The organism is Vannielia sp. SX4, assembly GCF_052828525.1.
In genome coordinates, this window is record NZ_CM128247.1 from 147074 (window position 1) to 171889 (window position 24816).

Sequence of the window (24816 nt, forward strand, 5' to 3'; positions counted from 1 at the left end):
CCAAGTGGCCGGGGTTGGGCCCCCGACCGAGCTTCGAAGGGTATATAAGGAGGCGGTTGCGCGGCTGCAACACATGTGAAGGGATGAATCTGTGGGAAAATCACATGGATTGGAGCCAATGACCGGATTCTTGGGCAATCTCGCAGAGGGGTTCGAGCCGCAACCGCAGCTTGTGAGCGCCCTGCTGGCGCTGCGCCCCCTGTGCGAGGACGATCGCGCGCCGCTGGCAAAGGCCGCCGCCGACCCGCAAATCTGGGCCGGCCACCCCGCCACCGAGCGTTGGCGGCCCGAGGTCTTCGGCCCCTATTTCGACATGCTGCTTGCCTCCGGCACCGCCCTGACTGTGCGCGAGGCGCCCACAGACCGCGTCATCGGCACCTCCCGCTACTACGCCACCACTGACGCGCCGCGCGTGCCCTCCGTCGGCTTCACCTTTCTGACCCGCGATCACTGGGGCGGCGGCACCAACTTCGAGCTGAAGCGGCTGATGTTCGGCCATGCCTTCGCGGCCTCCGAGACCGTCTGGCTCCACATCGACCCCGGCAACATCCGCTCGCAAACCGCCACGGGCAGGCTCGGCGCGGTGCACGATCACGATGCGATGCTCGATTACGGCACCGGCCCCGGCCTGCGCCAATGCTGGCGGCTGGACCGCGCCGCGTGGGAGCATGTGCTGGCAGAGCGGGCATGACAGCCCCGCTCGATTTTCACGGGATTCGTCTCTATCCCGGCCTGATCGACCGCCCGGCGCAGGAGGCACTGGTCGCCGCGCTGCGCCGCGTCGCCGAGGCCGCGCCGATGTTTCACCCCGAAACCCGGTTCGGAAAGAAGATGTCGGTCAAGATGACCTCGGCGGGCGCCTTCGGCTGGGTCTCCGACCGTCGCGGCTATCGCTACGAGCCGCGCCATCCTTCGGGCGTCGCATGGCCGCCCATCCCGCCCGAGGTGCTCGCCATCTGGCGGCAGGTCAGCGGCGTGGACCGCGCCCCCGAGTGCTGCCTCGTCAACTACTACTCCGAAAGCGCCCGCATGGGCCTGCATCAGGATATCGACGAGAGCGACTTCTCCATGCCCGTGGTCTCCATCTCGCTGGGAGACGATGCCCTCTTCCGCGTCGGCGGCCTCGCCCGCTCCGACCCGACCGCCTCCACATGGCTCCACTCCGGCGATGTCTGCGTGCTCGCAGGCGAGGCCCGCCGCGCCTTCCACGGCATCGACCGCCTCAAGCCCGGCACCTCCACGCTCCTGCCCCAAGGCGGCCGCCTCAACGTGACCCTCCGCGTCGTCACCTGAGCCGCTCATCCGCCCTTCGAGGCGTCTTCGCACCCGCCCCGGCGCGGCACCCGCACAGGGGCGATGACCGGGCGCAGCCCGCGAAGAGCCGCCCCCTTCCAATCCCCCGCCGCCCCCGCCATCTTCCCGCCCGAGGGAGGCCACCATGAAAATCACCAAAGTCACCAGCCACGTGCTGCGCTACGACCTGCCGGAACCGCTCGGCTACTCGCAGCAGTATTACCACCAGCGCACCGCCCATCTGGTGGAGGTCGAGACCGACGAGGGCGTCACCGGCTGGGGCGAATGCTTCGGCGCGGGCAACGTGGCACTCGCCAACCGCGCCATCGTCGAGCAAGTCATCCAACCCATGGTGCTGGACATGGACCCGCTGGACCGGGACGTGATCTGGCACAAGGTCTACAACCTGCTGCGCGACCACGGGCAGAAGGGGATGCCCATGCAATCGCTCTCCGGCGTCGATATCGCGCTCTGGGATATCGCCGGCAAGGTCGCCGGCCTGCCACTCTGCCAGATGGTCGGTGGCCGCCACCGCACCCGCCTGCCGGTCTACGGCTACGGCATGATGCTCCGCCCCGAGCCTGCCGACGAGTTGGTCGCCCGCTTCCCCGATGAGGCCGCCGCCATCAAGGGCATGGGTTTCGCCGCCACCAAGATGAAAGTCGGCCTCGGCCCGCGCGACGACATCCGCCTGATCGAAGCCGTCCGCCGCGGCGTGGGCGACGACTTCCGCTTCATGGTCGATGCCAACCACTGCTACACCACCGCCGATGCCTTCTACGTCGGCCGCGCGATGGAGGAGTTCGCGCCCTACTGGTTCGAGGAGCCCGTCGCGCCGGAGGATTACGACGGCTACCGCGAGCTGCGCACCGGGCTGACGACCAACATCTCGGGCGGCGAGATCGAGTTCAACCGCTGGGGCTGGCGCTCGTTGCTGGAGGCCCGCGCGCTCGACATCGCCCAGCCCGAGGTCTGCGCCCTTGGCGGCATCACCGAGTATCTCCGCGTGCTCGCGCTCTGCCACGCCCATTTCACGCCTGTCGTGAACCACGTCTGGGGCTCGGCCATCGCGGTCGCCTGCAACCTCCACCTGCTCGCCGCCATGCCGCCCCTGCCCGGAGGGCTCTTCCCGTGGGAGCCGATGCTGGAGTTCGACACGACCGACAACAAGTTCCGCGACGACCTGCTCGAAGAGCCGCTCGACATTCAGGGCCAGGTCGCCCGCACCGGCGGCTATGCGGCGGTCCCCGAAGGGCCGGGCCTCGGCGTCTCGCCCGACCGAGGTTTCATCGCCGCCTACGAGGTCGCGCGGTGAGCGCGGCGGGTTAACTTAACCAAGGCGGGCGAATATCGCGTATGCATAAGATGTGCATGGGATGTGCATCAGTTGTGCATCAGCTTTTATTGGGGTTAACGCCGTTTCCGGCCAAATCCCTGCCCCACCGCACGGTGGCCCCACGCAGCCGCCTCAGCGCTTGGCGTTCCAGCTCATCGAGACCCGCTTGCGGGTAAAGAACTCGCCCAGCAGCCCCAGCATGATCAGCGTGAGCGACAGCAGCACCGGATAGGTGATCGAGCTGTAATGCGGGTTGTAATTGATAAAGGCGAACCCCCGCGCCTGATCGATCGTGTGGAACAGCGGGTTCCAGTCGAAGAACGGCAGCATGTAGGCCGGCAGGCTGTTGGCGAGAAACATCTTGCCCGAGGCCACCATGTTGGCCCGCGAGTAAATGCTTGAAATGATTGAGACCGCATCCGGAGCCCAAGGCTTGATCGACAGAAACAGCATGCCCACCGCAACGCCCGAGAACCACGCCAGCAGGAACATCGCAAAGGTGCCCATCGGGTCGTAAAACTCGATCGGGTTGATCGCCACGTGGTAGATGAACAGCACCATCGAGGCCGAGAGCAGCTGCGTGTAAAGGCTCGCCAAGGCCGCCGAGCAGATCGCCACCAGCGTGTTCATCGGCGCGTGCTTCATCATCGCCGAGGCCGGCCCCTCCGAGCCCACAACCGCGCCCATCGCCTTGATATGCGTCATGAACATGAAGATCCCGCTCATGATGTAGAGCACGAAATCCCCGCGCACGGCGTTCTTCTTCATGCCTAGAATGGTGAACATGAAGTAGAAAATGCCCACCAGAATGACCGTCTGGAGCATGTTCATCACAAGGCCCCACACGGCATTGCCGCTGCCCTTGCGCACCTCGCGCACCGTGGCGTGATAGATCAGCTCCAGCATCGCCAGAGCCGAGCCGTAGGGCGTTCTTGGGGTTTGCTTCTCGAACATCTGCCTGTGCCGCCTCTTGGCGCTGCCTGCCCGGCAACCTTGCACGCAAAACTTGCCGAAACTTTGACGCCAAACCATAAGGGGCGCGGACCGGCAGTCAATTGACGGAGCCGCGAGGTGAAGGAGAGAACGATGGATTTCGACCGTTTGGTCACAGTGATGCGCCGGCTGGCGCTCGAAGCGGGCGCCAAGATCATGGAGATCTACGAGGCCGACGACTTCGAGGTGAAGGCGAAATCCGATGAAAGCCCCGTGACGGAGGCCGATGAAGCCGCCGATGCCCTCATCGGCGCGGGCCTGCGCGAGGCCTTCCCCGATGTGCTGGTGGTGACCGAGGAGCAAGCCGGCACCCATACCGAATCCGCCGATGCCTTCCTCATCGTCGATCCGCTCGACGGCACCAAGGAGTTCATCAATCGGCGCGGCGATTTCACGGTGAACATCGCCTATGTCGAAAACGGCGTGCCCCTGCGTGGCGTGGTCTATGCCCCTGCAAAACAGCGGCTTTTTTACACCCTCGCCTCCGGCCAGTCGGTCGAGGAAACCGGCACCCACGCTCCCGGCGAGCCGGGCGAGCAGGTGCCGATGCATGTGTCAGAGCCCGACAATACCGCGCTTCTGGTGGTGGCTTCCAAGTCGCACCGCGATCAGGCCACGGATGATTACATCAACCTCTACCAAGTGGCCGACATGAAGAGCGCGGGCAGCAGCCTCAAGTTCTGCCTCGTCGCCACCGGCGAGGCCGATCTCTACCCCCGCCTTGGCCGCACGATGGAGTGGGACACCGCCGCAGGCGATGCCGTGCTGCGCGGCGCGGGTGGCAAGATGGTCCGCTTCGACGACCACACCCCCTTCACCTACGGCAAACCGGGCTACGAGAACCCGTTCTTCATCGCCTATTCGCCCGACGTGGCGCTCAAGCAGGGCTAGCGCTTGTCCTTCCTCATCGTCATCCCCGCCCGCTACGCCTCGCAGCGCTACCCCGGCAAACCGCTGGCTACCCTCCGGGGCGCGTCCGGCATCGAGAAGAGCCTGATCCAGCGCAGTTGGGAGGCCGCGCAGGCGGTCGAGGGCAGCCCCCGCGTGGTGGTCGCCACCGATGATGACCGCATCCGCATGGCGGCGGAGGCCTTCGGCGCCGAGGTGGTGATGACCTCGTCCGAGGCCCGCAATGGCACCGAGCGCTGCGCCGAGGCCGTGGCCAACATGGGCGAGAGCTTCGATGTCGTGGTGAACCTGCAAGGCGATGCCCCGCTGACCCCGGCGTGGTTCATCACCGATCTGGTCGCCGCCGCCCGCGCCGAGCCTACTGCTGAAATCGCCACGCCCGTGCTGCGCTGCGACGGCGCCGCGCTGAATGCCTTTCTGGCCGACCGCAAGGCAGGCCGCGTCGGCGGCACCACCGCTGTCTTCGGGCATGACCGCTCCGCGCTCTACTTCTCCAAGGAGGTGATCCCCTTCACCTCCGAGGCCTACGCGCCCGAGGCCGCAACCCCGGTGTTCCACCATGTCGGCGTCTACGCCTACCGCCCCGATGCCCTCGCCGCCTACCCCTCCTGGCCCGTCGGGCCGCTGGAAACGCTGGAGGGGCTGGAGCAACTCCGCTTTCTGGAGCAGGGCCGCCGGGTGCTTTGCGTCGAGGTCGAGGGGCGCGGGCGCGCCTTCTGGGAGCTGAACAACCCCGAAGATGCCCCCCGGATCGAGGCCATGCTGGCGCAGATGGGCGTTGAATGAGTGAGGGCGCGGCGGCGGGCGAGGCAGAAGAGGCCGGGCCGCAGGCCAGCGTCATCATCGTCAGCCGGGGCCGCGCTGCCGAACTGCGCCGCAACCTCCCCGCCTTCCGCTTCCAGACCCACCGCGACTTCGAGCTGATCCTCGTGGCCGACCCGGCCGGCCTCGCCGTCGCGCGGGAGCTTAATCTTTCTCAGCGTATGAAGTTGGTAGAGTTCGACGAGGCCAACATCTCGGCGGCCCGCAACCTTGGCCTCGCACAGGCGGCCGCCCCGCTGGTGGCCTTCATCGACGATGACGCCACACCCGAACCGCCCTGGCTTTCACGCCTTCTGGCGCCGTTCAGTGACCCGTCGGTGATTGCCAGCACCGGTTTCGTGCGCGGCCGAAACGGAATTTCCATGCAATGGCAAGGGGTTGCAACAGACGAGACCGGCGCAGACATCGCGCTCGACGTTAACGAGTTGGAAACCACGCTTTGGCCCAGCGCGCGTTGCGTCAAGACTCACGGAACCAACTGCGCCTTTCGCCGCTCTGCCCTCGCCGCCATCGGCGGGTTCGACCCAGCCTTCCGCTTCTTTCTCGACGAAACCGATGTCACCCATCGCCTCGCGCCTTCGGGTGGCCAAACCGCCATCGTCCCCCGCGCGCAAGTGCACCACGGCTTTGCCGCCAACGCCTCCCGCCGCGCCAACCGCGCGCCCACCGACCTGCACCAGATCGGCCGCTCCGCCGCGCTCTTTCTGCGCCGCCACTGCCCCGCGCCGCGCCGCGCCGAGGCGCTGGACACCCTGCGCCAAGGGCAAGCCGAGCGGGTCGCGCGCTACCGCAAGCAGGGCCGCCTGAGCGCCGCCGAGGAGGCCCCGCTCATGGCCTCGCTCGAGGCGGGCATCACCGAAGGCATGGCCGCCCCCCTCACGGATCCTGCCCCGCTGACCGCCGCCGAAAGCCCCTTCAAACCCTTCCCCCAAGGCTCCGGCCCCACTGCGCACGAACTGCGCAGCTGCGGCCTCATCGGCTTCCGCCGCGCGCTCGCCCGCGCCCGCGCCGATGCCGCCTCCGGCCAAAAGGTCATCACGCTCCTCCGCCTGTCCCGCACGCCCCGCAAACACGCCAGCTGGTTCGATCCTGCGGGCGTCTGGGTCCAGCGCGGCGGCCTCTTTGGCCGCTCCCTGCGCAGCGACCCGCCCTTCCGCCTCTGGCGCCGCGCCGCCCGGATTGCCCGCGAGCGGGCACGGATTGCCACTTTTCGCAGCCCCGAGAGCTGACCTTCGCCCAAATCGCGGGCCATAGGCCAACAAGCGCCCGTGAATCCCGCCCCGAGTGCAACAAAATGGGGCGCTTGGCTGTTTCTTCCTCACGGGTTTACGCCTATCGTCTCGGCCAACAGTGCCACGCCCTGGCGAAGCCCATGTGATTGAAGCAGATTGAAGAGACCAAAATGAAAAAAGTGACCAAGGCGATCTTCCCGGTGGCGGGGCTCGGAACACGATTTCTCCCGGCGACCAAATCCATCCCCAAGGAGATCATGACCCTGGTTGACCGACCGCTGATCCAATACGCCATCGACGAGGCGCGCGCGGCGGGGATCAAGGAGTTCATCTTCGTCACCTCGCGCGGCAAAGGCGCGCTGGAGGATTACTTCGACCATGCCCCCGTGCTGGAGCAGGAACTGCGCAAGAAGGGCAAGGACCAACTCATGGAGGTGCTCAAGAACACCAACATGGAAAGCGGCGCCATTGCCTACATCCGCCAGCACAAGGCGCTCGGCCTCGGTCACGCGGTCTGGTGCGCCCGCCGCCTGATCGGCAACGAGCCCTTCGCCGTGATCCTCCCCGATGACGTGATCGCCGCCGAAAAGCCCTGCCTTCAGCAGATGGTCGAGGCGCATAATGAGACCGGCGGTTGCATGGTCGCCGCGATGGAAGTGCCGCAATCCAAGGCCGGCGCTTATGGTCTTCTGGCGGTCGAAGAAGACAACGGCAGCCTCGTGAAGGTCTCCGGCATGGTCGAAAAGCCCAAGCCCGAGGATGCCCCCTCCAACCTCGCCGTGATCGGCCGCTACATCCTCACCCCCAAGGTGCTGAACAACCTCAACAAGAAGCACAAGGGCACCGGCGGCGAGATCCAACTCACCGACGCCATCGCCGAGGAGATCGGCGGCAAAGAGGGCGTCTACGGCTACCGTTTCAACGGCGAGCGCTTTGACTGCGGCTCCAAGGCAGGCTTCCTGCAGGCCACCGTGTCCTTCGGGCTTGGCCGCGACGAGCTGCGCGACGAGCTCTGGGGCTACCTGCAAGAGCTGGTGGCCAGCGAGAAAGCCGCCCAGTAAAGGCCCGCCCCGATGGCTGAGCATGTTCTGGTCACAGGGGGCGCAGGCTTTATCGGCGCCCATGCCTGCAAGGCGCTGAAGGCGGCGGGCTATGTGCCCGTAGCCTTCGACAACCTCTCCACCGGTTGGCGTGATGCGGTCAAGTTCGGCCCGCTCCACGAGGGCGACCTGCTGGACCGCGCCAGCATCGACGCCGCCTTTGCCACCTATCGCCCCGTGGCGGTGATGCACTTCGCCGCGCTGTCACTGGTGGGCGAGAGCATGCGCGATCCCGGCAAATACTGGCGCGAGAACGTGACCGGCGCGGCCAACCTCGCCGATGCTGCCGTGGCCGCCGGATGCCTCAACTTCGTCTTCTCCTCCACCTGCGCCACCTACGGCGATCAGGATGGCGTTTTGCTGAATGAGGAGACCGAGCAGAAGCCGATCAATGCCTACGGCAGCTCCAAGCTCGCCATCGAGCAACTGCTGGGCGATTTCGAGGCCGCCCACGGGCTGCGCTCGGTGATCTTCCGCTACTTCAACGTCGCCGGGTCGGACCCGGAGGCCGAGGTGGGCGAGCAGCACCTGCCCGAGACCCACCTGATCCCCCTGATGCTCGATGCCATCGCCGGCAAACGCGAGGCGCTCACAATCTACGGCACCGATTACAACACGCCCGACGGCACCTGCATCCGCGACTACGTGCATGTCTCCGATCTGGTCGATGCTCATGTGAAGGGGCTGGAGTGGCTCAAGTCGGGCCGCGAGAGCCGGGTCTTCTGCCTTGGCTCGGGCGATGGCTTCTCGGTCCGCGAGGTGGTGGATGCCAGCCGCGCCGTGACCAACCGCGAGGTGCCGATGATCGAGGGCGCGCGCCGCCCCGGCGATGCCACCGCACTGGTCTCCGGCAGCCGCCGCGCGGTCGAAGAGCTGGGCTGGGCGCCGCAGCGCTCCGACATGGCCACCATGATCGCCGACGCATGGCGCTGGCATCAGTCCGCGCCCTATGAACGCTGAGCCTTCCTCCTCCAAACGGCCCCGCTGCCTTGATCTGTCACGGCTGGTCTCCCGTGTCGGGCGCGGGCCGCTTACCGGGGTGGACCGGGTCGAACGCGCCTATCTCGACAGGCTGCTGGCCGAAGACGCGCCGCTCTTTGCCCTGATCCGTCAGCCGCTCTCCTTCGCCCTGCTCGACCGCGAGGGCGTGGCGCTGCTGGCCGAGCGGCTGGACGGGGGCGGGCAATGGGGCCGGGCCGACCTGCGCGGCCTGCTCAACCGGCGGCTCAACGCGCTCCAGCGCCGGGTGCATGCCGATATCCGCAGGCTCGCCCGCGCCTCCTGCCCCCGACCCCGCCTGAGCGCCATGCTGGCGCGGCACCTGCCGAATGGCACGCGCTACCTCAACGTGGGCCACTCCAACCTCACCGAGCGGGTGCTCACCGCCTTCCGCGCGCAGGGCGCCGAGATCACCGTGCTGATCCACGACATGATCCCGCTCGATTACCCGCAGTATCAGCGCGAGGGTCAGCCCGAAACATTCGAGGCTGCCATGCGGCGTGTCAGCCGCCACGCCACCCGGCTGATCTGCAACTCCGAAGATACCCGCAGCCGCACCGCCCATTGGTTCGGCCAGTTCGGGCGAATGCCCGAGGCCACGGTGGCCCTGCTCGGGGTAGAACGCCCCGCACCCCGGCCCGGCGACCTGCCCGAAGGATTGCCGACCGACACCCCCTATTTCTTGACCACTGGCACCATCGAGCCGCGCAAGAACCACGCGCTCCTGCTCGATGCATGGGAGAAACTCGCCGACATGCCCGGCAAAACGCCCGCGCTCTTCATCATCGGCAGCCGGGGCTGGAACAACGAGGCCGTCTTCGCCCGGCTCGACGCCCTGCGCGAAACCGGCGCACCAATTCACGAGCTGCCCGGCCTCTCCGATGGGGCCGTCGCCGCGCTCACCGCAGGCGCATGCGCCGCGCTCTTCCCCTCCCACGCCGAAGGCTTCGGCCTGCCGCCCGCCGAAGCACTCGCCCTCGGCACCCCGGCGCTGGCCAATAACCTGCCGGTTTACCGTGAATTTCTCGGGGAATTGCCAGTTTACCTGAATGGGAACGATAGCTATCTATGGGCCAAGACCATTTATGAAATGGCAACAACGAACGGTGCGGGGCCGTCGGACGAGGTGGAGTTGGCGACGCTCCCTACGTGGGAGTCGCATTTCAACACAGTTTTAAGCGTGACCTGATACCGCGGTTCCGCCATGCCCCCGGGGCGAAGGATTGAGTTGGGCGCTTTGAGATCATACCGCTTGCGGCTCCAGCGGAAACGCTGGCGCATCCGCGCGTTGCGCAAGCGGCGTGAGCTATCCTCAGTGGCCAACCGCAGCGCCGCCGTCCGCCCAGGCGATGTGCTCGCCTTCGTCACCCTGCGCAACGAGCGCATCCGCCTGCCCTATTTTCTGGACTATTACCGCAAGCTCGGCATCGCGCATTTCTTCATCGTCGATAACGGCTCCGATGATGGCTCACGCGAGTATCTCGCCGATCAGGGCGATGTCTCGCTCTGGACCACCGAGCACAGCTACAAACGCGCCCGCTTCGGAGTCGACTGGCTCAACTGGCTGCAACGCAGATACGCCCACGGGCATTGGGCGCTTGTGGTCGATGTCGATGAGTTCTTCGTCTACCCGTTCTGCGATACCCGGCCCATCCGCGCCCTGACCGACTGGCTCGATGCCTCCTCGATCAAGTCGTTCTCGGCCATGCTGCTCGACATGTATCCAAAGGGCCCGCTCGATGCGCTGCCCTACAGCGAGGGGCAGAACCCGCTCGAGATCGCCAGCTATTTCGACAGCGGCAATTACCAGATCACCCGCAACGCCATGTATGGCAACCTGTGGATTCAGGGCGGCCCCCGCGCTCGTGCCTTCTTTGGCGACGCCCCCGAGCGGGCGCCCGCGCTCAACAAGATCCCGCTGGTGAAGTGGGACCGCAGCTACACCTACGTCAGCTCCACCCACATGCTGCTCCCCCGCGGCCTGAACCTGACCTATGACGAGTGGGGCGGCGAGAAGGCATCCGGCATCCTGCTCCACGCCAAGTTTCTCGACACCTTCTCGGCCAAGTCCGAGGAGGAGCTGGAGCGCGGCCAGCACTATGCGGCCAGCCATGAGTACAAGGCCTACGCCCGCGTGCTGCGCGACAATCCCGATTTCTGGACCAAGTGGAGCGAGCGCTACATCAACTGGCGGCAGCTCGAAATTCTCGGGCTGATGTCCAAGGGGAACTGGGCCTGATGGTCGGCTTCGTGATGCTCGTGCATACCGCGCTCGACCGCGCCAGCCAGACTGCCCGGCACTGGGCCACCAGCGGCTGCCCCATCGTCATCCATTGCGACAAGAAGGTGCCGCGCAAGGCCTACGACAAGCTCACCGCCTCGCTCGCCGATCTCGACAACGTCAGCTTCGCGCCGCGCTACCTCTGCGAGTGGGGCACATGGAACATCGTCGCCGCCACCCAGAAGGCGGCGGAGATCATGCTGGAGCAGCACCCCGAGGTCAGCCACGTCTACCTCGCCTCCGGCTCCTGCCTGCCGCTCCGCCCGGTGCAGGAGCTGCGCGCCTACCTCAAGGCCCGCCCGCGCACCGACTTTATCGAAAGCGTCACCATCGAAGACGTGACGTGGACCAAGGGCGGCTTCGACAGCGAGCGGTTTACCCTGCGCTTCCCCTTCTCGTGGAAGAAGCAGCGCTTCCTGTTCGACCGGTACGTCGCCCTGCAACGGGCCGTGCGGTTCAAACGCAGGGTGCCCAAAGGGCTGGTGCCGCACCTCGGCTCGCAATGGTGGTGCCTCTCGCGCCCGACCCTCGAGGCTATCCTCACCGATCCCGACCGCCCGCTCTACGACCGCTATTTCAAGCGCGTCTGGATCCCCGACGAGAGCTACTTTCAATCCATCGTTCGGGTCTATTCCAACGATGTGGAGAGCCGCTCGTTGACGCTCTCCAAGTTCGACTTTCAGGGCAAACCGCACATCTTCTACGACGATCACCTGCAGCTCCTGCGCCGGTCCGACTGCTTCGTCGCCCGCAAGATCTGGCCGCAGGCCAACCGGCTCTATGCCTCCTTCCTGTCGAACGACCCAAAGGTCACCAAGAACGCCGAGCCGAACCCGTCCAAGATCGACCGGCTCTTTGCCAAGGCCGTCGACCGCCGCACGCTGGGCCGCCCCGGCCTCTACATGCAGAGCCGCTTCCCCAACCGCGACTGGGAGAACGGCAAGACCTCGGAGTCCTACTCGGTGTTCGAGGGCTTTTCCGAGCTGTTCTCGAACTTCGATACATGGCTGGGTAAAACCGCCGGCGGGCGGGTGCATGGCCACCTCTTCGCCCCCGACAGGGTCAATTACGCGGGCGGCGAGCCAACCTACAACGGCAACCTGCCCGACAGCGCCCTGCTGCGCGACCACAACCCCGAGGCCTTCCTGACCAGCCTGATCTGGAACACCCGCGGCGAGCGGCAGATGTTCCAGTTTGGTCCGGGCGACAGCCAGAAGATCGAGTGGTTCATCGCCACCGATCCCAAGGCGCAGATCTCGGTCATCACCGGAGCCTGGGCGATTGGCCTGTTCAAGCTGGGCATCAACTCCTCGGTCGTCCGCAAGGAGGCCGCGCGGCTGCAATCCATCGAGGCCGAGCACATGCGTACCCTGCGCTCGCCCTACGCCAAGGCGCGGGTCCGGATCTGGACGCTGGCGGAATTCATCGAAGACCCGATGAACAACCTCCAGACCATCATGGACGATATCATGCCCGGCGCCCGCCGCCGCCTCACCGCAGCGCCGCTGATGCATGATCTCAACGGCTTCGGCCGCTTCCTGCAAACCCTGAAGAACCAGGGGATGAACCCCTATCTTGCCGGCGATTTCCCGGTCGATCCCGCGCTGGTGCCCACCTCCGCCGACGCCCAGCGCCCCTATCTGGTAAAGAAGTGACCCCGCAATGAGTGCCCGTTTCGACTACTTCGTGATCTTCGGCGAGATGCGCACGGGCTCCAACTATCTGGAAGAGAACATCAACAGGTTCGACGGGCTGCACTGCTACGGCGAGGCCTTCAATCCGCACTTCGTCGGGCATCACAACACCAAGGAACTTTTCGACATGACCCTCGCCGCGCGCGAGGCCGACCCGCTCCGCCTGATCGACCGGATGAAGAAGAACACCAAGGGCCTGCCCGGCTTCCGCTTCTTCCACGATCACGACCCCCGCGTGCTGGAAGCCTGCCTGCCGGACCCGCTCTGCGCCAAGGTCATCCTAACTCGCAACCCGCTGGAGAGCTACGTCAGCCGGAAGATCGCCGCCGAGACCGGCCAGTGGCGGCTGACCGATGCCAAGCACCGGCGTGACGCGAAGATCCGGTTCGATGGCGCAGAGTTCGAGGAGCTGGTGGCCGAGCTTCAGGCGTTTCAACTCCTGCTCCAGCACGAAATGCAGATCACCGGGCAAACCGGCTTCTACATCGCGTATGAAGATATCAACGACCTTGGCGTGCTGAACGGCCTCGCACGGTTTCTGGGCTGCGAGGCTCCGCTCGAAGAGCTTTCGACCAAGCTAAAAAAGCAAAACCCCGGCGGGCTGGATGAAAAGGTCGCCAACTTCGACGAGATGCAGGCCGCGCTCGCGAAGATCGACACGTTCGGACTCACCCGCACGCCCAACTTCGAGCCTCGTCGCGGCGGGGTAGTGCCCACCTACCTCGCCTGCGCCAAAAGCCCGATTCTGCACATGCCGGTGAAAGGCACGGCGCTGGGGCCGGTGGAGGCGTGGATGGCCGCGCTCGACGGGGTGGAGACCGATGCGCTGCAACGCGGCTTCAACCAAAAAACCCTTCGCCAATGGCGACGGCAGAACAAGGGCGGCCGCAGTTTCTCGGTCGTTGCCCACCCGCTGGAACGGGCGCACCGCGTGTTCTGCCATCACATCCTGCGGGCCGAGGGCGAGGAGGCCTTCGTCAAGATTCGCCGCACCCTGCGCGAAGGCTACAAGGTGCCCCTGCCCGAGGGTGAGCCGGGCGAAGATTATGACACCGCCGCCCATCACGCCGCCTTTCTCGCCTACCTGAAGTTCCTAAAGGCCAACCTCGCCGGGCAGACCGGCGTGCGGATCGATGCGGCATGGGCCAGCCAGGCGGCGGTGATTCAGGGATTTGCCGAACTGGGCCAGCCCGACATGGTGATCCGCGAAGATCAGCTGACGCTCGGGCTGTCACAGCTTCTGGCGCAGTGCGAGATTGAAAGCTCAGTAGCCCCGGAGCCGCCGGAAGAGGCCGGTGCGATGCTACTGGACGCGATTCTCGATGACGATATCGAGCAGGCGGCAATCGATGCCTACCAGCGCGATTACTTAGCGTTCGGATTCAAACGGCTGCGCAACAGCTAGTCGAGGCCGCTCAGGCCGCCTGTTCGCCAGGCGCTTCTGTCAGGATGGTGTGCAGTGTCGAGGGCGCATCATTGGCGCGCAGCTTGCCGCAAACGCCCGCGTCCCTCAGCGTGCGCGACACCAGCGCCAGCGCCTTGAGGTGATCCACGCCCGAATCCTGCGGCGCAAAGAGGGCAAACACCAAATCCACCGGCTGCCGGTCCACCGAGTCGAAATCCACCGGCTTCTCGATCCGGAAGAACACGCCCACGACCGAGTCCAGCCCCTCAAGCCGCGCATGCGGCAGGGCAACGCCCCGGCCCACACCGGTGGGGCCGAGGCTTTCACGTTCCATGAGCGCATCGACAGAGCGCTGGGATTCCATCCCATAGGCGGCGTGAGCCTGCTCGGCGAGCTGCTGAAACAGCCGCTTCTTGCTGCTCACGCCCTGCAAGACCTTCACGGCCTCAGGCTTGAGGATTTCTCGCAGTTCCATGCTCTGCCCGGCCTTCCCGCCCCTCCAGCGGGGCGCCACTCATTCCTGTTGGGTGTCGATCCAGCCAATGTTCCCGTCGTCCCGACGGTACACCACGTTGACACCACTATGCCCTTCATTGCGGAAAACCAGAACCGGCGCGCCTTGGAGCTCCATCTGCATCACAGCCTCACCGACAGACAGCGAAGGCACGCGGGCCTCCATCTCTGCGATGATCATCGGCTGGAGGCTATCCGGCTCCTCGGTGTCGGTGTCTTCCGATGCGGCGAGGATATACGAGGAGGCACCGATGAATTCAACCGGCTGCGTGCGCTCCTTGTGGTGGTCCTTGAGGCGGCGTTTGTAGCGCCTGAGTTGCTTTTCCATCTTGTCGCAACACAGCTCGAAAGCGGAGTAGATCTCGGCCGCATGGGCCTTGGCAGAGGCGGTGAGGCCGGTCGAAAGGTGAATGGTCGACTCGCACACGAACTCGTGGGCGCTCTTAGAGAAGACAACGTTCGCGTCGGTCGGACGCTCCGCGTATTTGTCCACGACTGCACCGAGGCCGGACTGCACGTGAGTTTGCAGAGCTTCACCGATGTCGATCTGTTTTCCGCTGATCTGGTAGCGCATGGCACCTCCTGGGGTCTTCTTCTGGGTCTTCATCCCATCGGCGGAAGCACGGCACAGCGCCATGCGTGCCGGTGGGCAATCACTATGTAATGCGGCGTTGTGTGGATTTCACCGAGTTCGGCGCTGCTCCGCTGATTTGGTCAGCAGGCGGCGTCGATTTGCGGAGGACGGTATGTTCAGGCATTTTCTGTATTTGGCGACAGTTCGCCGCGAGATGTCAACTCCATCCTCTCTCAACCTTTCACAGATCGCCTCGTCCGAGAGCACCGAATCGCGCTCTTCCGAAGCCACGAGTCGGGCGATGGCGAGCTGCGCCGCATGGCTCGAAACCGGCTTGCCCGGCCCGGCGGTGAGGGCTGCGGGAAAGAGGCTATCCAGCTCGATGATCTCGCCCCGCCAGAGCATCGTCTTGCCCGCAATCGCACGGCCTACGGTCGACTTGTGCAGCGAGAGTCGCTCCGCAATCGCAGAGCGGGTCAGCGGTGCCAGCGCCTTGCTTCGCCCTGTGAAATAGCCCGCCTGCGCATCCACCACCGCCCTGCCCACCGCCAGCAGGGTCTTGCCCCGGTATTTGACGGCGGCAATCAGGTCTCGGGCGTCCCTGAAGTGGTTGGTGGCCATGTCCCCCCGCGCCGCCGCCAGCTCGCTGTCGATCTTCAGCCGCGGCGCGTGGTCGTTGACCAGCTCCACCTCCAGCGCTGCGTCCTTGCCTTCCGACACCACCAGCTCGGGCACACGGATGATCGGGTCTGCCGTGTCGAACGCCCGGCCCGGTGACGGGTCCAGCGAGCGCACCAGCTCGGTGATCTCCTCGGCCTCCTCTTCGGTCAGGCCCAGGGCAGGGCCGATCAGGTTGGTCTGGCCCTTGGTGAAATAGGGCAGCCCGGTCAGGATCAGCTGGATCCGCTCGCCCGAAAGCCCGGCATCCAGCATTTGCAGCCGCACACTGTCGATCAGGCTGAACGCGCCGATCCCCGCAGGCTCGCAGGCCTGCAACGCCCGCACCGCCTGCATCGCCCGGATCTCGGGGATGCCATGGTCCCGCGCCACGGCCTGCGCGTCGGGCTGGGTCAGAAAGCCGTTTTCATCGAGGTCATAGGCGAGGTTCATCGCCGCCTCGGCCACATCGGCGGGCAGGTCCATCAGGGCGATCTGGCTACACAGATGCTCGCCAAGGCTCGGCGTGGCCGCCACCGTCTGCAAGGCCACGTCATAGGCGCTGAGGCTGGCACCCGAGATACCCGAGGCGGCATCCATCGGCGTGTAGATCAAAAACGGGTTTTCCGAGGCCGCCTCGGCGATCATCTCCTCCAGCACCACCCCGCCCAGCGCCAGCACCGCAACCGATTGCTGCAGCGCCGGAGAGATGGCGAGCCGTTGGGTCTGACGAAGTTCAAGCCGGGTTTGCGGGCCGCTCACCTCAGCCCGCCTTACATGATGCGGAAGCTGTCGCCGAGGTAAACCCGGCGCACGTTCTCATCCTTCACCACCTCATCGGCGGTGCCGCTCATCAGGATCTTGCCGTCATGCAGGATGTAGGCGCGATCAACCGTTTCCAGCGTCTCCCGCACGTTGTGATCGGTGATCAGCACGCCGATGCCGCGGGTCTTCAGGTCGGCCACGAGGTGCCGGATCTCCCCCACCGAGATCGGGTCGACCCCGGCGAATGGCTCGTCGAGCAGCAGGTATTTCGGGTCGGCGGCGAGGCAGCGGGCAATCTCCACCCGGCGGCGCTCACCGCCCGAAAGGGCGAGGGCAGGTGCGCGGCGCAGGTGCTCGATGGCGAATTCCGAGAGCAGCTCCTCCAGCCGCTCGCGCCGCTTGTGGCGGTCACTCTCGGCGATCTCCAAAATCGCCATGATGTTGTCTTCCACGTTCAGCCCGCGAAAGATCGACATTTCCTGCGGCAGGTAGCCGATGCCAAGCTTGGCGCGGCGATACATCGGCAGGCTTGTCACCTCGCGCCCGTCGATGGTGATATGGCCGCTTTCCGGCACGATCAGCCCGGCGATGGTGTAAAAGCAGGTCGTCTTGCCCGACCCATTGGGGCCGAGCAGGCCCACAACCTCGCCACGGCCCAACTCCATGCTGACATCGCGGATCACGAGACGTTTGCGGTAGCTCTTGCGCATGTTCACCACGCGCAAACCGCCCTCGCCTCCGGCCACCCGCAAGCCGGGCTTGGTATCGGCCTTGCTGTCGCTCAATTTTCCGCGTCCGACCGGAAGACGGTGCGCACGCGGCCTTCCATCACGCCGGTCCCCTTGTCGAGGTCGACCACCAGCTTCTGGCCAGAAAGCGCGTTCTGGCCCTGCGTCAGCAGCACATCGCCGGTCATCACGATCTCGCTCGAGCCAATGGTATACACCGCCTCGCGGGCCTCTGCCGCCTCGGCCCCGCTCACCAGCGTGACGCCCCCGGTGGCGTGCAAACGGCTGACCTTGCCGGTCGCGCTTTCGCCGCCCTCGTATTCCACCTCGACCATCGCAGCCGCCAGCCGCATCTCGCCCTGGCCCACCTCGACATTGCCGCGGAACACGGCCTTGCCGGTCTCCTGGTTGATCTGAAGCTGATCGGCGGCGATCTCGACGGGCAGCGAACTGTCATGCTTCAGCGCCCCGAAGGCCACGTTCGCACCCTGCGCCAGCACCGGGCCGGAAAGCCCGGCAAAAGCCGCGAGGCACCCGGCCAGAAAGAGGCGTTTGAAAGTCGCGCGTTTGAAAGTCACGGAGAAAAATTCCTATTCGCTTGGCGGGGTGTATACCAGTTTCACCCCTCCGTTGAAAACCAGAAGGTAGCCGCTGGCCTCGTCGCCCTCTTCGGCGCGGGCAAGCCGCATGCTGCCCGCGTCCAGCACACCGGCGGGGCCCTCGGCCTGCACCGGGCCGGGCGATTCGATCTCGGTGCGCTCCAGCGCGGTGGTGATCTCTTCTGAGGTCACGCGATAGCCCGTGGGGGTAGTGATGATGACGCCGCCGTTCAGCACCGCCTGCCCCGCCTCGGTGTCGATCTGCCCCGAGAGCGATGAAAGCTCATAGGTCGCGCCGCCCTCTGTTTCGAGCTTGGCGCTCAGATCGGTCGCCGAGACGAGGTGCTCGTTGTCAGGGTCCGGCCGGGCGGTAGAGGCGGCGATGGATATCGCCGAGCCATCGCGGGTGACGCCCGAGTAGTTGGGGGCCGAGATGCGCTGCTCGCGTGCCAACTCGTTCACATCCACATCGGCGTAGGGGATCGAGCGGGTCGGGTCGACGGTGCGCGCGACAAGAAAGAGCGTGGAGAGCATCGCCAGCGCCGCCAGCGGCAGCACGATCTTGGCCATCGAGACGAAGCGGGAATAGCTGTTGTCGTAAACCGACATGACCGCGCCCTCAGGCCACCCCCGCGCGCAAGCAATCGTGGATGTGCAGCAGCCCCTCCGCCCGGCCCTCTGGCGAGAGCACAAAGAGGCAGGTGATCTTCCGGCCATTCATCAGCGCAAGCGCCTCGGCGGCAAGCGCGTCGGGGCCGATGGTCAGGGGGTTCTCTGTCATGACTTCATCCACGGTATGATCCAGAAGCCCCGACATGTGCCGGCGCAAGTCACCGTCGGTGACGATACCGTGAAGCCTACCATCCTGCGCCGCCACGCCCACCACGCCAAAACCGCTCTGGCTCATGGTAAGCAGGGCCTCGCTCATCGGCGTTCCGGGAGCGGCAAGAGGCAGCGCATCGGCCCCGTGCATGAGGTCGCGCACCTTTGCCAGCCGGGCGCCCAGCTTGCCGCCCGGGTGAAAGTCGCGGAACTTTTCGGGCGTGAAGCGGCGGTGCTTCATCAGCGCCACGGCCAGCGCATCGCCCAGCGCCAGTGTCATCGTGGTGGAGGTCGTCGGCACGATCCCCTCCTCGCAGGCCTCCTCGGCGCGGGGCAGGACAATCGCGCAATCGGCCCGTTTCAGCAGCGTGCTCTCCGGGTTCGAGGCCACCCCGATCAGCGGAATGCCGAAGCGCCGGGTGTGGGCGATCATGTCGGCCAGCTCGGGAGTTTCGCCGGAGTTGGAGAGCAGCAGCGCCACATCGCCCGCGCTCATCATGCCAAGGTCGCCGTGGCTGGCCTCGGCGGGGTGGACGAAGTGCGCAGGCGTGCCGGTAGAGGCAAAGGTGGCGGCGAGCTTGCGGGCGATATGCCCCGACTTGCCCATCCCGCTCACAATCACCCGTCCCGGCGCGGCGAGGATCATCTCGCAGGCCTCGGCAAATCCCGGCCCAAGGCCATCGGCAAGGCGTCTCAGCCCCTCGGTTTCGAGGGCGATCACCCGCTTGCCCGCTTCGATGAGCGTGGCCGGGTCGATGGGCGGATGGGAGGTCATCGCGGCAGCCTAATGGGCGAATATGTCGATTTCGGGCCAGCCGGCGAGGTCCAGCTTGGCACGCGTGGGCAGAAACCCGAAGCAGCTCTGCGCCAGCTCCATCCGCCCCTCGCGCTCCAGCCGCTCGTTCAGCACGTCGCGCAGCTGGTGCAGGTGCAGCACATCGGAGGCGGCGTAGCTCTGCTGCGCCTCGGTCAGTTCCGGCGCGCCCCAGTCAGAGCTTTGTTGCTGCTTCGAGATATCCACCCCGATCAGCTCCTGGCAGAGGTATTTCAGCCCGTGCCGGTCGGTGAAGGTGCGCACCAGCTTGGAGGCGATCTTGGTGCAATAGACCGGCGCGGCCAGCGCGCCGAAGGCATTGTACATCGCGGCAATGTCGAAGCGCCCGAAGTGGAAGAGCTTCAGCACCTCGGGGTTCTCCAGCATGGCGCAGAGGTTCGGCGCCTCAGTCTGCCCCTTCTCGATCTGCACCAGATGCGCCTCTCCGTCACCGCCCGACATCTGCACAAGGCACAGCCGGTCCCGGTGCGGGTTGAGGCCCATGGTCTCGCAGTCGATGGCCACCAATGGGCCAAGGTCCAACCCTTCGGGGAGGTCGTTCTTGTAGAGATGGGTCTTTGCCACGATGCGCTGCCTCTTTTGCCGTTTGAGCCGAAATAGGCCCTTCGCCGTGCGAAATCAAATGCCGCCGCAGCGTGGGCCGCTACTCGGGGAAGAACTTGGCCATTTCCGCCTCGAAACGGCTCCAGCTCATCGTCGCCTTGTTGCCCGCGTGGCCGTGGTAATGCGACTTGCCCGAAGAGGTCGGCAGCCCGGCCCAGATGGTCGCGAGCCGGTTCATAAAGGTCTTGCGCGGCATGGTCCCCGCGAGCAGCTCGGCCAGCCCCGCCTCCCGCAGGAGCTGGTCGGCCAGCGCATCCTGCACTTCGGGGCTGAACCCGGTCTCAGGCGCCGCGCCGATATGGTCCACGAGGCGGCGCAGGGTCACGGGGATGAACTGGTAACGCCCGATGGCGTGGTTCTGGCCCGGCGTGTCCTCGATCCACTGGTAGATCTCGCCGATGGTCATCTCTGTCGGGCGGCTTGGTGGCTTGACGCGCGCACTCAGTACCACCGCATCATACCCCGCCGCCCCGGCCTCCGCCTCGGCGATCAGCCCTCGAATCCACTCGGAATAAACCGCCTCGGTCGTCCAGCCCCGGCGCGGGCTGACCCGGACGGCCCCGGTCCCCCTGTCCGGCAACGGGGCAAAGAACCCGCCCTCTTGCACCCCGGCAAACAGGCTCGGCCCGGCGCCTGCATCCGCCCCGGCCCGCGCACCCAAGGGCCGTGCGCCACCAAAGATCGGGTCGGCGGCCTCTGCTGCGCCAAGCCAGCACAGGCAGAGCATAAGGGCCAGCCAGCCCCGGCGGATATGCATGCGATCAAGCATCGAGCCTCGTTCTGAGCGCACCGTCGCCCGCCAGAAACCAGAAAAGCCTTGAGGTTCGGTTACCCGCGCAGAATCGCCCACGCCAAAATCGAAGGCCCCCGAAACGCAGAGCGCTCGGGGGCCTTTCGACGTTGGTGCCCAGGAGAGGACTCGAACCTCCACGTCCATACAGACACCAGCACCTGAAGCTGGCGCGTCTACCAATTCCGCCACCTGGGCAGGTGTCGTGAGAGGGGCAGATATATGCGCCGAACGGGGGTGTCAACCACAGTTCTGCGGCCATTCGCGCCTTGCCCGGTGGGGCGCAGGAAGCTATCAGCAATTCAGCCAGCAAGGGAGACATCCGTTATGTCGAAGCTCGTTACCATCTATGGCGGTTCCGGCTTTCTGGGGCGCTACATCGCCCGCAGGCTGGCCAAGCAGGGATGGCGGGTGCGCGCGGCGGTGCGCCGCCCCAACGAGGCCCTCTTCCTCAAGCCCTACGGCGTTGTCGGCCAGGTCGAGCCGATCTTTTGTAACATCCGCGATGATGCCTCCGTGGCCGCCGCGATGCAGGGCGCTGATGTAGTGATCAACTGCGTCGGCGTGGGCGGTACCTACGGCAAGAACAACATGGACGCCGTGCATATCGATGGCGCGGGCCGGATCGCGCGCATCGCGGCGGAGCAGGGCGTTGCCCGCATGGTCCACGTCTCTGCCATCGGTGCAGATGCCGAGGGGCCCAGCGCTTACTACCAGACCAAGGGCAAGGGCGAAGAGGCGGTGAAGGCGGGCTTTGCCGAGGCAGTGATTCTGCGCCCCTCGCTGATGTTCGGTCCCGAGGACGGCTTCATCAACCTCTACGCCTCGATGGCCCGCTTCGGGCCGTTCCTGCCGGTCATCGGCGCGGAGACCCGGGTGCAGCCCGTCTTCGTCGATGACGTGGCCGCCGCCGCCGAAAAGGCGGCGCTGGGCGAGGTAGAGGCCGGCACCTACGAGCTGGGTGGCCCCGAGGTGCTGACCATCCGCGCGCTGGTCGAGAAGGTTCTGGGCATCATCCGTCGCAAGAAAATCATCATCCCCCAACCCGCCTTCGTCGCGCGCCTGATGGCAGGCTCGCTCGACATGGCGCAAACCGTGACCGGCGGGCTCTTCACCAACTCCCTGATCAACCGCGATCAGGTGAAGAGCCTCGGGGTCGACAACGTGGTGGCCGAGGGCGCCAGCGGGCTGGAGAGCCTCGGCATCACCCCCACCCCGATGGAGGCGGAACTGCCCGACTACATGTGGAAGTACCGGCCCTCCGGCCAGTATGACGCGATCAAGGAGTCGGCGGGCAAACTGAAGGCCTGAGGCGGCGGGTCAGACGTAGGCCCACCACAGCAGGAACAGGCCGAGGATCACCCGGTAGATCACGTAGGGCGTGAAGCTCACCGACTTCAGCAGGCGCATCATCAGCGTGAGCGCGAGCAGTGCAGAAATGAAGGCGAAGAAGGCGGCGATGGCTGCATCCTTCGCTGCCTGCGCATCGGCGGTGGCCACCACTTCCGCGCCGAGCAACACACCGGAGGCCGCGATCGTGGGGATCGACATCAACATCGCCAGCTTGGCGCCGTCTTCCCGCTTGTAGCCGAGGCTGCGGGCGGCGGTGATGGTGATGCCCGAGCGCGAGGTGCCGGGGATCAGGGCGACCGCCTGCCAGAGCCCCATGATCAGCGCATCCTTCAGGCTCCAGTCCGTGCTCTCCTTCACCTCGGCCCCCTTCTGGTCGGCCCAGTAGAGAACGAGCCCGAAGATCAGCATCGTCCAGCCGATCACCGCAACCGAGCGCAACTGGTCGTCCAGCCCGGTCAGCTTGAGGACGAGGCCAAAGAGGATCACGGGAATCGTTGCGAGGATCAGCAGCCATGCCAGTCGCGCGCCGGGGGTGTCGACCTTGCCCTGCGCGAGCCGGAGCGTGCCTCCGGCGGCAGCGGCAACATCCTGCCGGAAATAGAGAATGACGGCAAAAAGGGTGCCGACATGAACTGCCACATCAATAACCTGCCCTTGGTCCTCCATTCCGGTGAGGCCGGGCAAAAGGATGAGGTGCCCCGAGGAGGAGATCGGCAGAAACTCTGTAATGCCTTGAATTATCGCGACAATCAGGAGTTGCCAGAGTTCCATGCTGCCCTGCCCGGCTGGTTTTTTTGCAGCCTACAGAACAGGCAGACAGAGGGAAGCGCGAAAATAGGTAAACTGTGCTGACACAAAATCTGGGGAGTTGACGCAGTCCGGGCCAGACGGCAGCCCAAAAACGCAAAATTAGGTCAGCACATCTGACTTTTATTCCCTTCGCTATCCGTGTAGGCAGGCGACGAAACGTAAGGAGACGTCATGGCCAAGCAGCCCATGCTGAAATTCGTCGAGCTAGAACGCCAGATGCCCGAGAAGCGGGAGGCCAACGTACGCTCGAATGATTTCAAAGAAATTTACGCGGAGTTTGCGGCAGAGCGTGCCGAGGCGCAGTCGAGCCGGTGCAGCCAGTGTGGCGTGCCCTACTGCCAGAGCCACTGCCCGCTGCACAACAACATCCCCGACTGGCTTCGCCTCACCGCGACCGGGCGGTTGAAGGAAGCCTACGAGATCAGCCAGGCGACCAACACCTTCCCCGAGATCTGCGGCCGCATCTGCCCGCAGGATCGTCTCTGCGAAGGCAACTGCGTCATCGAGCAGTCCGGCCACGGCACGGTGACGATCGGGTCGGTGGAGAAGTACATCACTGATACCGCGTGGGAAAACGGCTGGGTCGAGCCGCCGAAGCCGCTCGAGGAGCGCCCCGAGAGCGTGGGCATTATCGGTGCGGGCCCAGGTGGCCTTGCCGCCGCCGACATGCTGCGCCGCGCTGGCGTTCAGGTCACGGTCTATGACCGTTACGATCGCGCAGGCGGCCTGCTGACCTACGGCATCCCCGGCTTCAAGCTGGAGAAAGACGTTGTGATGCGCCGCAACAAGCAACTCGAAGACGGCGGCGTGACCTTCAAGCTCAACTGCAACGTGGGTGAGGATATCTCTTTCGAGGACATCCAGAAGGCCCACGGCGCGATCATCATCGCCACCGGCGTCTACAAGACCCGCGAGCTTCAGGCTCCCGGTGTGGGTGCCAAGGGCATCGTGAAAGCCATTGATTTCCTTACCGCTTCCAACAAGAAGAGCTTTGGCGACGCGGTTGCCGAGTTCGAGGATGGCACGCTCAACGCCGAGGGAAAGAACGTGGTCGTCATCGGCGGCGGCGACACCGCGATGGACTGCGTGCGCACCTCCATCCGGCAGGGCGCGACCAGCGTGAAATGCCTCTACCGCCGCGACCGGGCCAACATGCCCGGCTCGCAGCGCGAGGTGGCCAATGCCGAGGAAGAGGGCGTCGAGTTCGTTTGGCTCTCCGCGCCCAAGGGTTTCACCGGCGATGCGACCGTCGAAGGCGTGATGGTGCAGAAGATGCGCCTTGGCGCCCCCGATGCCTCCGGCCGCCAAAGCCCTGAGATCATTGAAGGCTCCGACTACGTCGAGAAGGCCGATCTTGTCATTCAGGCGCTCGGCTTCGAGCCCGAGGATCTGCCCACGCTCTGGGATCAGCCCGAGCTTCAGGTGACCCGCTGGGGCACCGTGAAGGCCGACTTCCTGACCCATGAGACCCCGATGGAAAACGTCTATGCGGTGGGAGATATCCAGCGCGGCGCTTCGCTCGTGGTCTGGGCCATCCGCGATGGCCGCGAGGCCGCCGAGGCCATCCTTGAGAAGTTCGATGCCGCCCGTGCGGTGGCTGCAGAATAAGGGCTGAAACGGCGAAAGGTCGTATGCAGAACTGATGCACAACCGATGCACATCCCATGCATACGCAGGGTGTTAAAGGTCAGCATCAGTGACGC

The 24816-nt window shown here is 65.5% G+C and carries 25 protein-coding genes and 1 tRNA gene; 14 read left to right on the top strand and 12 right to left on the bottom strand.

Annotated elements, in window-relative coordinates; translation table 11 throughout:
• Positions 1–118 precede the first annotated feature (118 nt).
• The 3 genes from ACUXVX_RS00755 (at position 119) to ACUXVX_RS00765 (ending at position 2608) form a co-directional block, all read left to right on the top strand.
• Positions 119–691 (top strand): GNAT family N-acetyltransferase, encoded by a 573-nt coding sequence (locus ACUXVX_RS00755; RefSeq protein ID WP_446309953.1) that lies wholly within the window; start codon positions 119–121, stop codon positions 689–691.
• Positions 688–1293, top strand: coding sequence for an alpha-ketoglutarate-dependent dioxygenase AlkB family protein (locus ACUXVX_RS00760; protein ID WP_446309954.1), 606 nt, complete (start codon positions 688–690; stop codon positions 1291–1293). The genes ACUXVX_RS00755 and ACUXVX_RS00760 overlap by 4 nt, the downstream gene beginning before the upstream one ends.
• A 145-nt stretch (positions 1294–1438) precedes the next feature.
• On the top strand, positions 1439–2608 hold the full coding sequence (locus ACUXVX_RS00765) for a mandelate racemase/muconate lactonizing enzyme family protein (protein ID WP_446309955.1): 1170 nt from the start codon (positions 1439–1441) through the stop codon (positions 2606–2608).
• Positions 2609–2761: 153 nt separating this feature from the next.
• On the opposite strand, the gene ACUXVX_RS00770 is transcribed toward ACUXVX_RS00765, so the two are convergent.
• A complete protein-coding gene (locus ACUXVX_RS00770; protein ID WP_222496297.1) occupies positions 2762–3583 on the bottom strand; it encodes an ABC transporter permease in 822 nt (273 codons plus the stop codon).
• A 132-nt stretch (positions 3584–3715) separates the two neighbouring features.
• On the opposite strand from ACUXVX_RS00770, the gene cysQ reads away from it, so the two are divergent.
• The 9 genes from cysQ to ACUXVX_RS00815 all read left to right on the top strand — a co-directional run bounded on the left by cysQ (position 3716) and on the right by ACUXVX_RS00815 (position 14064).
• Positions 3716–4513 (top strand): 3'(2'),5'-bisphosphate nucleotidase CysQ, encoded by a 798-nt coding sequence (gene cysQ / locus ACUXVX_RS00775; RefSeq protein WP_446309956.1) that lies wholly within the window; start codon positions 3716–3718, stop codon positions 4511–4513.
• A 3-nt stretch (positions 4514–4516) separates the two neighbouring features.
• On the top strand, positions 4517–5317 hold the full coding sequence (locus ACUXVX_RS00780; RefSeq protein WP_446309957.1) for a 3-deoxy-manno-octulosonate cytidylyltransferase: 801 nt from the start codon (positions 4517–4519) through the stop codon (positions 5315–5317).
• The gene (locus tag ACUXVX_RS00785) at positions 5314–6582 is read left to right on the top strand and encodes a glycosyltransferase family 2 protein (protein ID WP_446309958.1); all 1269 of its coding nucleotides are present in this window, start codon (positions 5314–5316) and stop codon (positions 6580–6582) included. The genes ACUXVX_RS00780 and ACUXVX_RS00785 overlap by 4 nt, the downstream gene beginning before the upstream one ends.
• 173 nt (positions 6583–6755) lie before the next feature.
• Positions 6756–7646 (top strand): UTP--glucose-1-phosphate uridylyltransferase GalU, encoded by an 891-nt coding sequence (gene galU / locus ACUXVX_RS00790; RefSeq protein ID WP_222471506.1) that lies wholly within the window; start codon positions 6756–6758, stop codon positions 7644–7646.
• Positions 7647–7658: 12 nt separating this feature from the next.
• Positions 7659–8645 carry a UDP-glucose 4-epimerase GalE gene (gene galE / locus ACUXVX_RS00795; protein WP_446309959.1) on the top strand — a complete coding sequence of 329 codons (987 nt, stop codon included), beginning with the start codon at positions 7659–7661 and terminating at the stop codon, positions 8643–8645.
• Complete coding sequence (locus ACUXVX_RS00800) at positions 8635–9873, top strand: glycosyltransferase family 4 protein (RefSeq protein WP_446309960.1); 1239 nt, start codon at positions 8635–8637, stop codon at positions 9871–9873. Before galE ends, ACUXVX_RS00800 begins: the two co-directional genes overlap by 11 nt.
• A gap of 15 nt (positions 9874–9888) precedes the next feature.
• The gene (locus ACUXVX_RS00805; protein WP_222471503.1) at positions 9889–10923 is read left to right on the top strand and encodes a glycosyltransferase family 2 protein; all 1035 of its coding nucleotides are present in this window, start codon (positions 9889–9891) and stop codon (positions 10921–10923) included.
• Positions 10920–12620 carry a beta-1,6-N-acetylglucosaminyltransferase gene (locus ACUXVX_RS00810; RefSeq protein WP_222496457.1) on the top strand — a complete coding sequence of 567 codons (1701 nt, stop codon included), beginning with the start codon at positions 10920–10922 and terminating at the stop codon, positions 12618–12620. Before ACUXVX_RS00805 ends, ACUXVX_RS00810 begins: the two co-directional genes overlap by 4 nt.
• A gap of 7 nt (positions 12621–12627) precedes the next feature.
• Positions 12628–14064, top strand: a complete 1437-nt coding sequence (locus ACUXVX_RS00815; protein WP_446309961.1) for a nodulation protein NodH — start codon at positions 12628–12630, stop codon at positions 14062–14064.
• 10 nt (positions 14065–14074) lie between these two features.
• On the opposite strand, the gene ACUXVX_RS00820 is transcribed toward ACUXVX_RS00815, so the two are convergent.
• From ACUXVX_RS00820 to ACUXVX_RS00865, 10 genes are all read right to left on the bottom strand, one after another.
• Positions 14075–14539, bottom strand: coding sequence for a PTS sugar transporter subunit IIA (locus tag ACUXVX_RS00820; RefSeq protein ID WP_222471501.1), 465 nt, complete (start codon positions 14537–14539; stop codon positions 14075–14077).
• Positions 14540–14578: 39 nt separating this feature from the next.
• Positions 14579–15151: a ribosome hibernation-promoting factor, HPF/YfiA family gene (gene hpf, locus ACUXVX_RS00825; RefSeq protein WP_222471500.1), complete on the bottom strand. Its 573-nt coding sequence runs from the start codon at positions 15149–15151 to the stop codon at positions 14579–14581.
• A gap of 108 nt (positions 15152–15259) precedes the next feature.
• Positions 15260–16570, bottom strand: a complete 1311-nt coding sequence (locus ACUXVX_RS00830; protein WP_446309962.1) for an RNA polymerase factor sigma-54 — start codon at positions 16568–16570, stop codon at positions 15260–15262.
• A gap of 11 nt (positions 16571–16581) precedes the next feature.
• The gene (lptB, locus tag ACUXVX_RS00835; RefSeq protein ID WP_222471670.1) at positions 16582–17283 is read right to left on the bottom strand and encodes an LPS export ABC transporter ATP-binding protein; all 702 of its coding nucleotides are present in this window, start codon (positions 17281–17283) and stop codon (positions 16582–16584) included.
• Positions 17284–17354: 71 nt separating this feature from the next.
• Complete coding sequence (locus tag ACUXVX_RS00840; RefSeq protein WP_410000894.1) at positions 17355–17879, bottom strand: LptA/OstA family protein; 525 nt, start codon at positions 17877–17879, stop codon at positions 17355–17357.
• Positions 17880–17891: 12 nt separating this feature from the next.
• On the bottom strand, positions 17892–18509 hold the full coding sequence (gene lptC, locus ACUXVX_RS00845) for an LPS export ABC transporter periplasmic protein LptC (protein WP_222496288.1): 618 nt from the start codon (positions 18507–18509) through the stop codon (positions 17892–17894).
• Between the two features lie 10 nt (positions 18510–18519).
• Positions 18520–19497, bottom strand: coding sequence for a KpsF/GutQ family sugar-phosphate isomerase (locus tag ACUXVX_RS00850; RefSeq protein ID WP_446309963.1), 978 nt, complete (start codon positions 19495–19497; stop codon positions 18520–18522).
• Positions 19498–19506: 9 nt separating this feature from the next.
• The gene (locus tag ACUXVX_RS00855) at positions 19507–20121 is read right to left on the bottom strand and encodes a ribonuclease D (protein WP_446309964.1); all 615 of its coding nucleotides are present in this window, start codon (positions 20119–20121) and stop codon (positions 19507–19509) included.
• A 79-nt stretch (positions 20122–20200) separates the two neighbouring features.
• Positions 20201–20929: a hypothetical protein gene (locus ACUXVX_RS00860; protein WP_446309965.1), complete on the bottom strand. Its 729-nt coding sequence runs from the start codon at positions 20927–20929 to the stop codon at positions 20201–20203.
• A gap of 132 nt (positions 20930–21061) precedes the next feature.
• Positions 21062–21148: transfer RNA gene (locus ACUXVX_RS00865), tRNA-Leu, on the bottom strand.
• A 129-nt stretch (positions 21149–21277) separates the two neighbouring features.
• Between ACUXVX_RS00865 and ACUXVX_RS00870 the strand changes: the two genes are divergently transcribed.
• Positions 21278–22261: a complex I NDUFA9 subunit family protein gene (locus tag ACUXVX_RS00870; protein ID WP_446309966.1), complete on the top strand. Its 984-nt coding sequence runs from the start codon at positions 21278–21280 to the stop codon at positions 22259–22261.
• A 9-nt stretch (positions 22262–22270) separates the two neighbouring features.
• Here ACUXVX_RS00870 and ACUXVX_RS00875 read toward each other — a convergent pair whose 3' ends face one another.
• On the bottom strand, positions 22271–23074 hold the full coding sequence (locus ACUXVX_RS00875; protein ID WP_446309967.1) for an undecaprenyl-diphosphate phosphatase: 804 nt from the start codon (positions 23072–23074) through the stop codon (positions 22271–22273).
• 210 nt (positions 23075–23284) lie between these two features.
• Between ACUXVX_RS00875 and ACUXVX_RS00880 the strand changes: the two genes are divergently transcribed.
• Complete coding sequence (locus ACUXVX_RS00880) at positions 23285–24721, top strand: NAD(P)-dependent oxidoreductase (RefSeq protein WP_446309968.1); 1437 nt, start codon at positions 23285–23287, stop codon at positions 24719–24721.
• Positions 24722–24816 lie beyond the last annotated feature (95 nt).

What these genes read in the sequence shown, in the direction of transcription:
- ACUXVX_RS00755 (WP_446309953.1), top strand. Translation starts at nt 119, where the DNA reads ATGACCGGATTCTTGGGCAATCTCGCAGAGGGGTTCGAGCCGCAACCG.
- ACUXVX_RS00760 (WP_446309954.1), top strand. Translation starts at nt 688, where the DNA reads ATGACAGCCCCGCTCGATTTTCACGGGATTCGTCTCTATCCCGGCCTG.
- ACUXVX_RS00765 (WP_446309955.1), top strand. Translation starts at nt 1,439, where the DNA reads ATGAAAATCACCAAAGTCACCAGCCACGTGCTGCGCTACGACCTGCCG.
- ACUXVX_RS00770 (WP_222496297.1), bottom strand. Translation starts at nt 3,583, where the DNA reads ATGTTCGAGAAGCAAACCCCAAGAACGCCCTACGGCTCGGCTCTGGCG.
- cysQ (WP_446309956.1), top strand. Translation starts at nt 3,716, where the DNA reads ATGGATTTCGACCGTTTGGTCACAGTGATGCGCCGGCTGGCGCTCGAA.
- ACUXVX_RS00785 (WP_446309958.1), top strand. Translation starts at nt 5,314, where the DNA reads ATGAGTGAGGGCGCGGCGGCGGGCGAGGCAGAAGAGGCCGGGCCGCAG.
- galU (WP_222471506.1), top strand. Translation starts at nt 6,756, where the DNA reads ATGAAAAAAGTGACCAAGGCGATCTTCCCGGTGGCGGGGCTCGGAACA.
- galE (WP_446309959.1), top strand. Translation starts at nt 7,659, where the DNA reads ATGGCTGAGCATGTTCTGGTCACAGGGGGCGCAGGCTTTATCGGCGCC.
- ACUXVX_RS00800 (WP_446309960.1), top strand. Translation starts at nt 8,635, where the DNA reads ATGAACGCTGAGCCTTCCTCCTCCAAACGGCCCCGCTGCCTTGATCTG.
- ACUXVX_RS00805 (WP_222471503.1), top strand. Translation starts at nt 9,889, where the DNA reads ATGCCCCCGGGGCGAAGGATTGAGTTGGGCGCTTTGAGATCATACCGC.
- ACUXVX_RS00815 (WP_446309961.1), top strand. Translation starts at nt 12,628, where the DNA reads ATGAGTGCCCGTTTCGACTACTTCGTGATCTTCGGCGAGATGCGCACG.
- ACUXVX_RS00820 (WP_222471501.1), bottom strand. Translation starts at nt 14,539, where the DNA reads ATGGAACTGCGAGAAATCCTCAAGCCTGAGGCCGTGAAGGTCTTGCAG.
- hpf (WP_222471500.1), bottom strand. Translation starts at nt 15,151, where the DNA reads ATGCGCTACCAGATCAGCGGAAAACAGATCGACATCGGTGAAGCTCTG.
- lptB (WP_222471670.1), bottom strand. Translation starts at nt 17,283, where the DNA reads ATGCGCAAGAGCTACCGCAAACGTCTCGTGATCCGCGATGTCAGCATG.
- lptC (WP_222496288.1), bottom strand. Translation starts at nt 18,509, where the DNA reads ATGTCGGTTTACGACAACAGCTATTCCCGCTTCGTCTCGATGGCCAAG.
- ACUXVX_RS00850 (WP_446309963.1), bottom strand. Translation starts at nt 19,497, where the DNA reads ATGACCTCCCATCCGCCCATCGACCCGGCCACGCTCATCGAAGCGGGC.
- ACUXVX_RS00860 (WP_446309965.1), bottom strand. Translation starts at nt 20,929, where the DNA reads ATGCTTGATCGCATGCATATCCGCCGGGGCTGGCTGGCCCTTATGCTC.
- ACUXVX_RS00870 (WP_446309966.1), top strand. Translation starts at nt 21,278, where the DNA reads ATGTCGAAGCTCGTTACCATCTATGGCGGTTCCGGCTTTCTGGGGCGC.
- ACUXVX_RS00875 (WP_446309967.1), bottom strand. Translation starts at nt 23,074, where the DNA reads ATGGAACTCTGGCAACTCCTGATTGTCGCGATAATTCAAGGCATTACA.
- ACUXVX_RS00880 (WP_446309968.1), top strand. Translation starts at nt 23,285, where the DNA reads ATGGCCAAGCAGCCCATGCTGAAATTCGTCGAGCTAGAACGCCAGATG.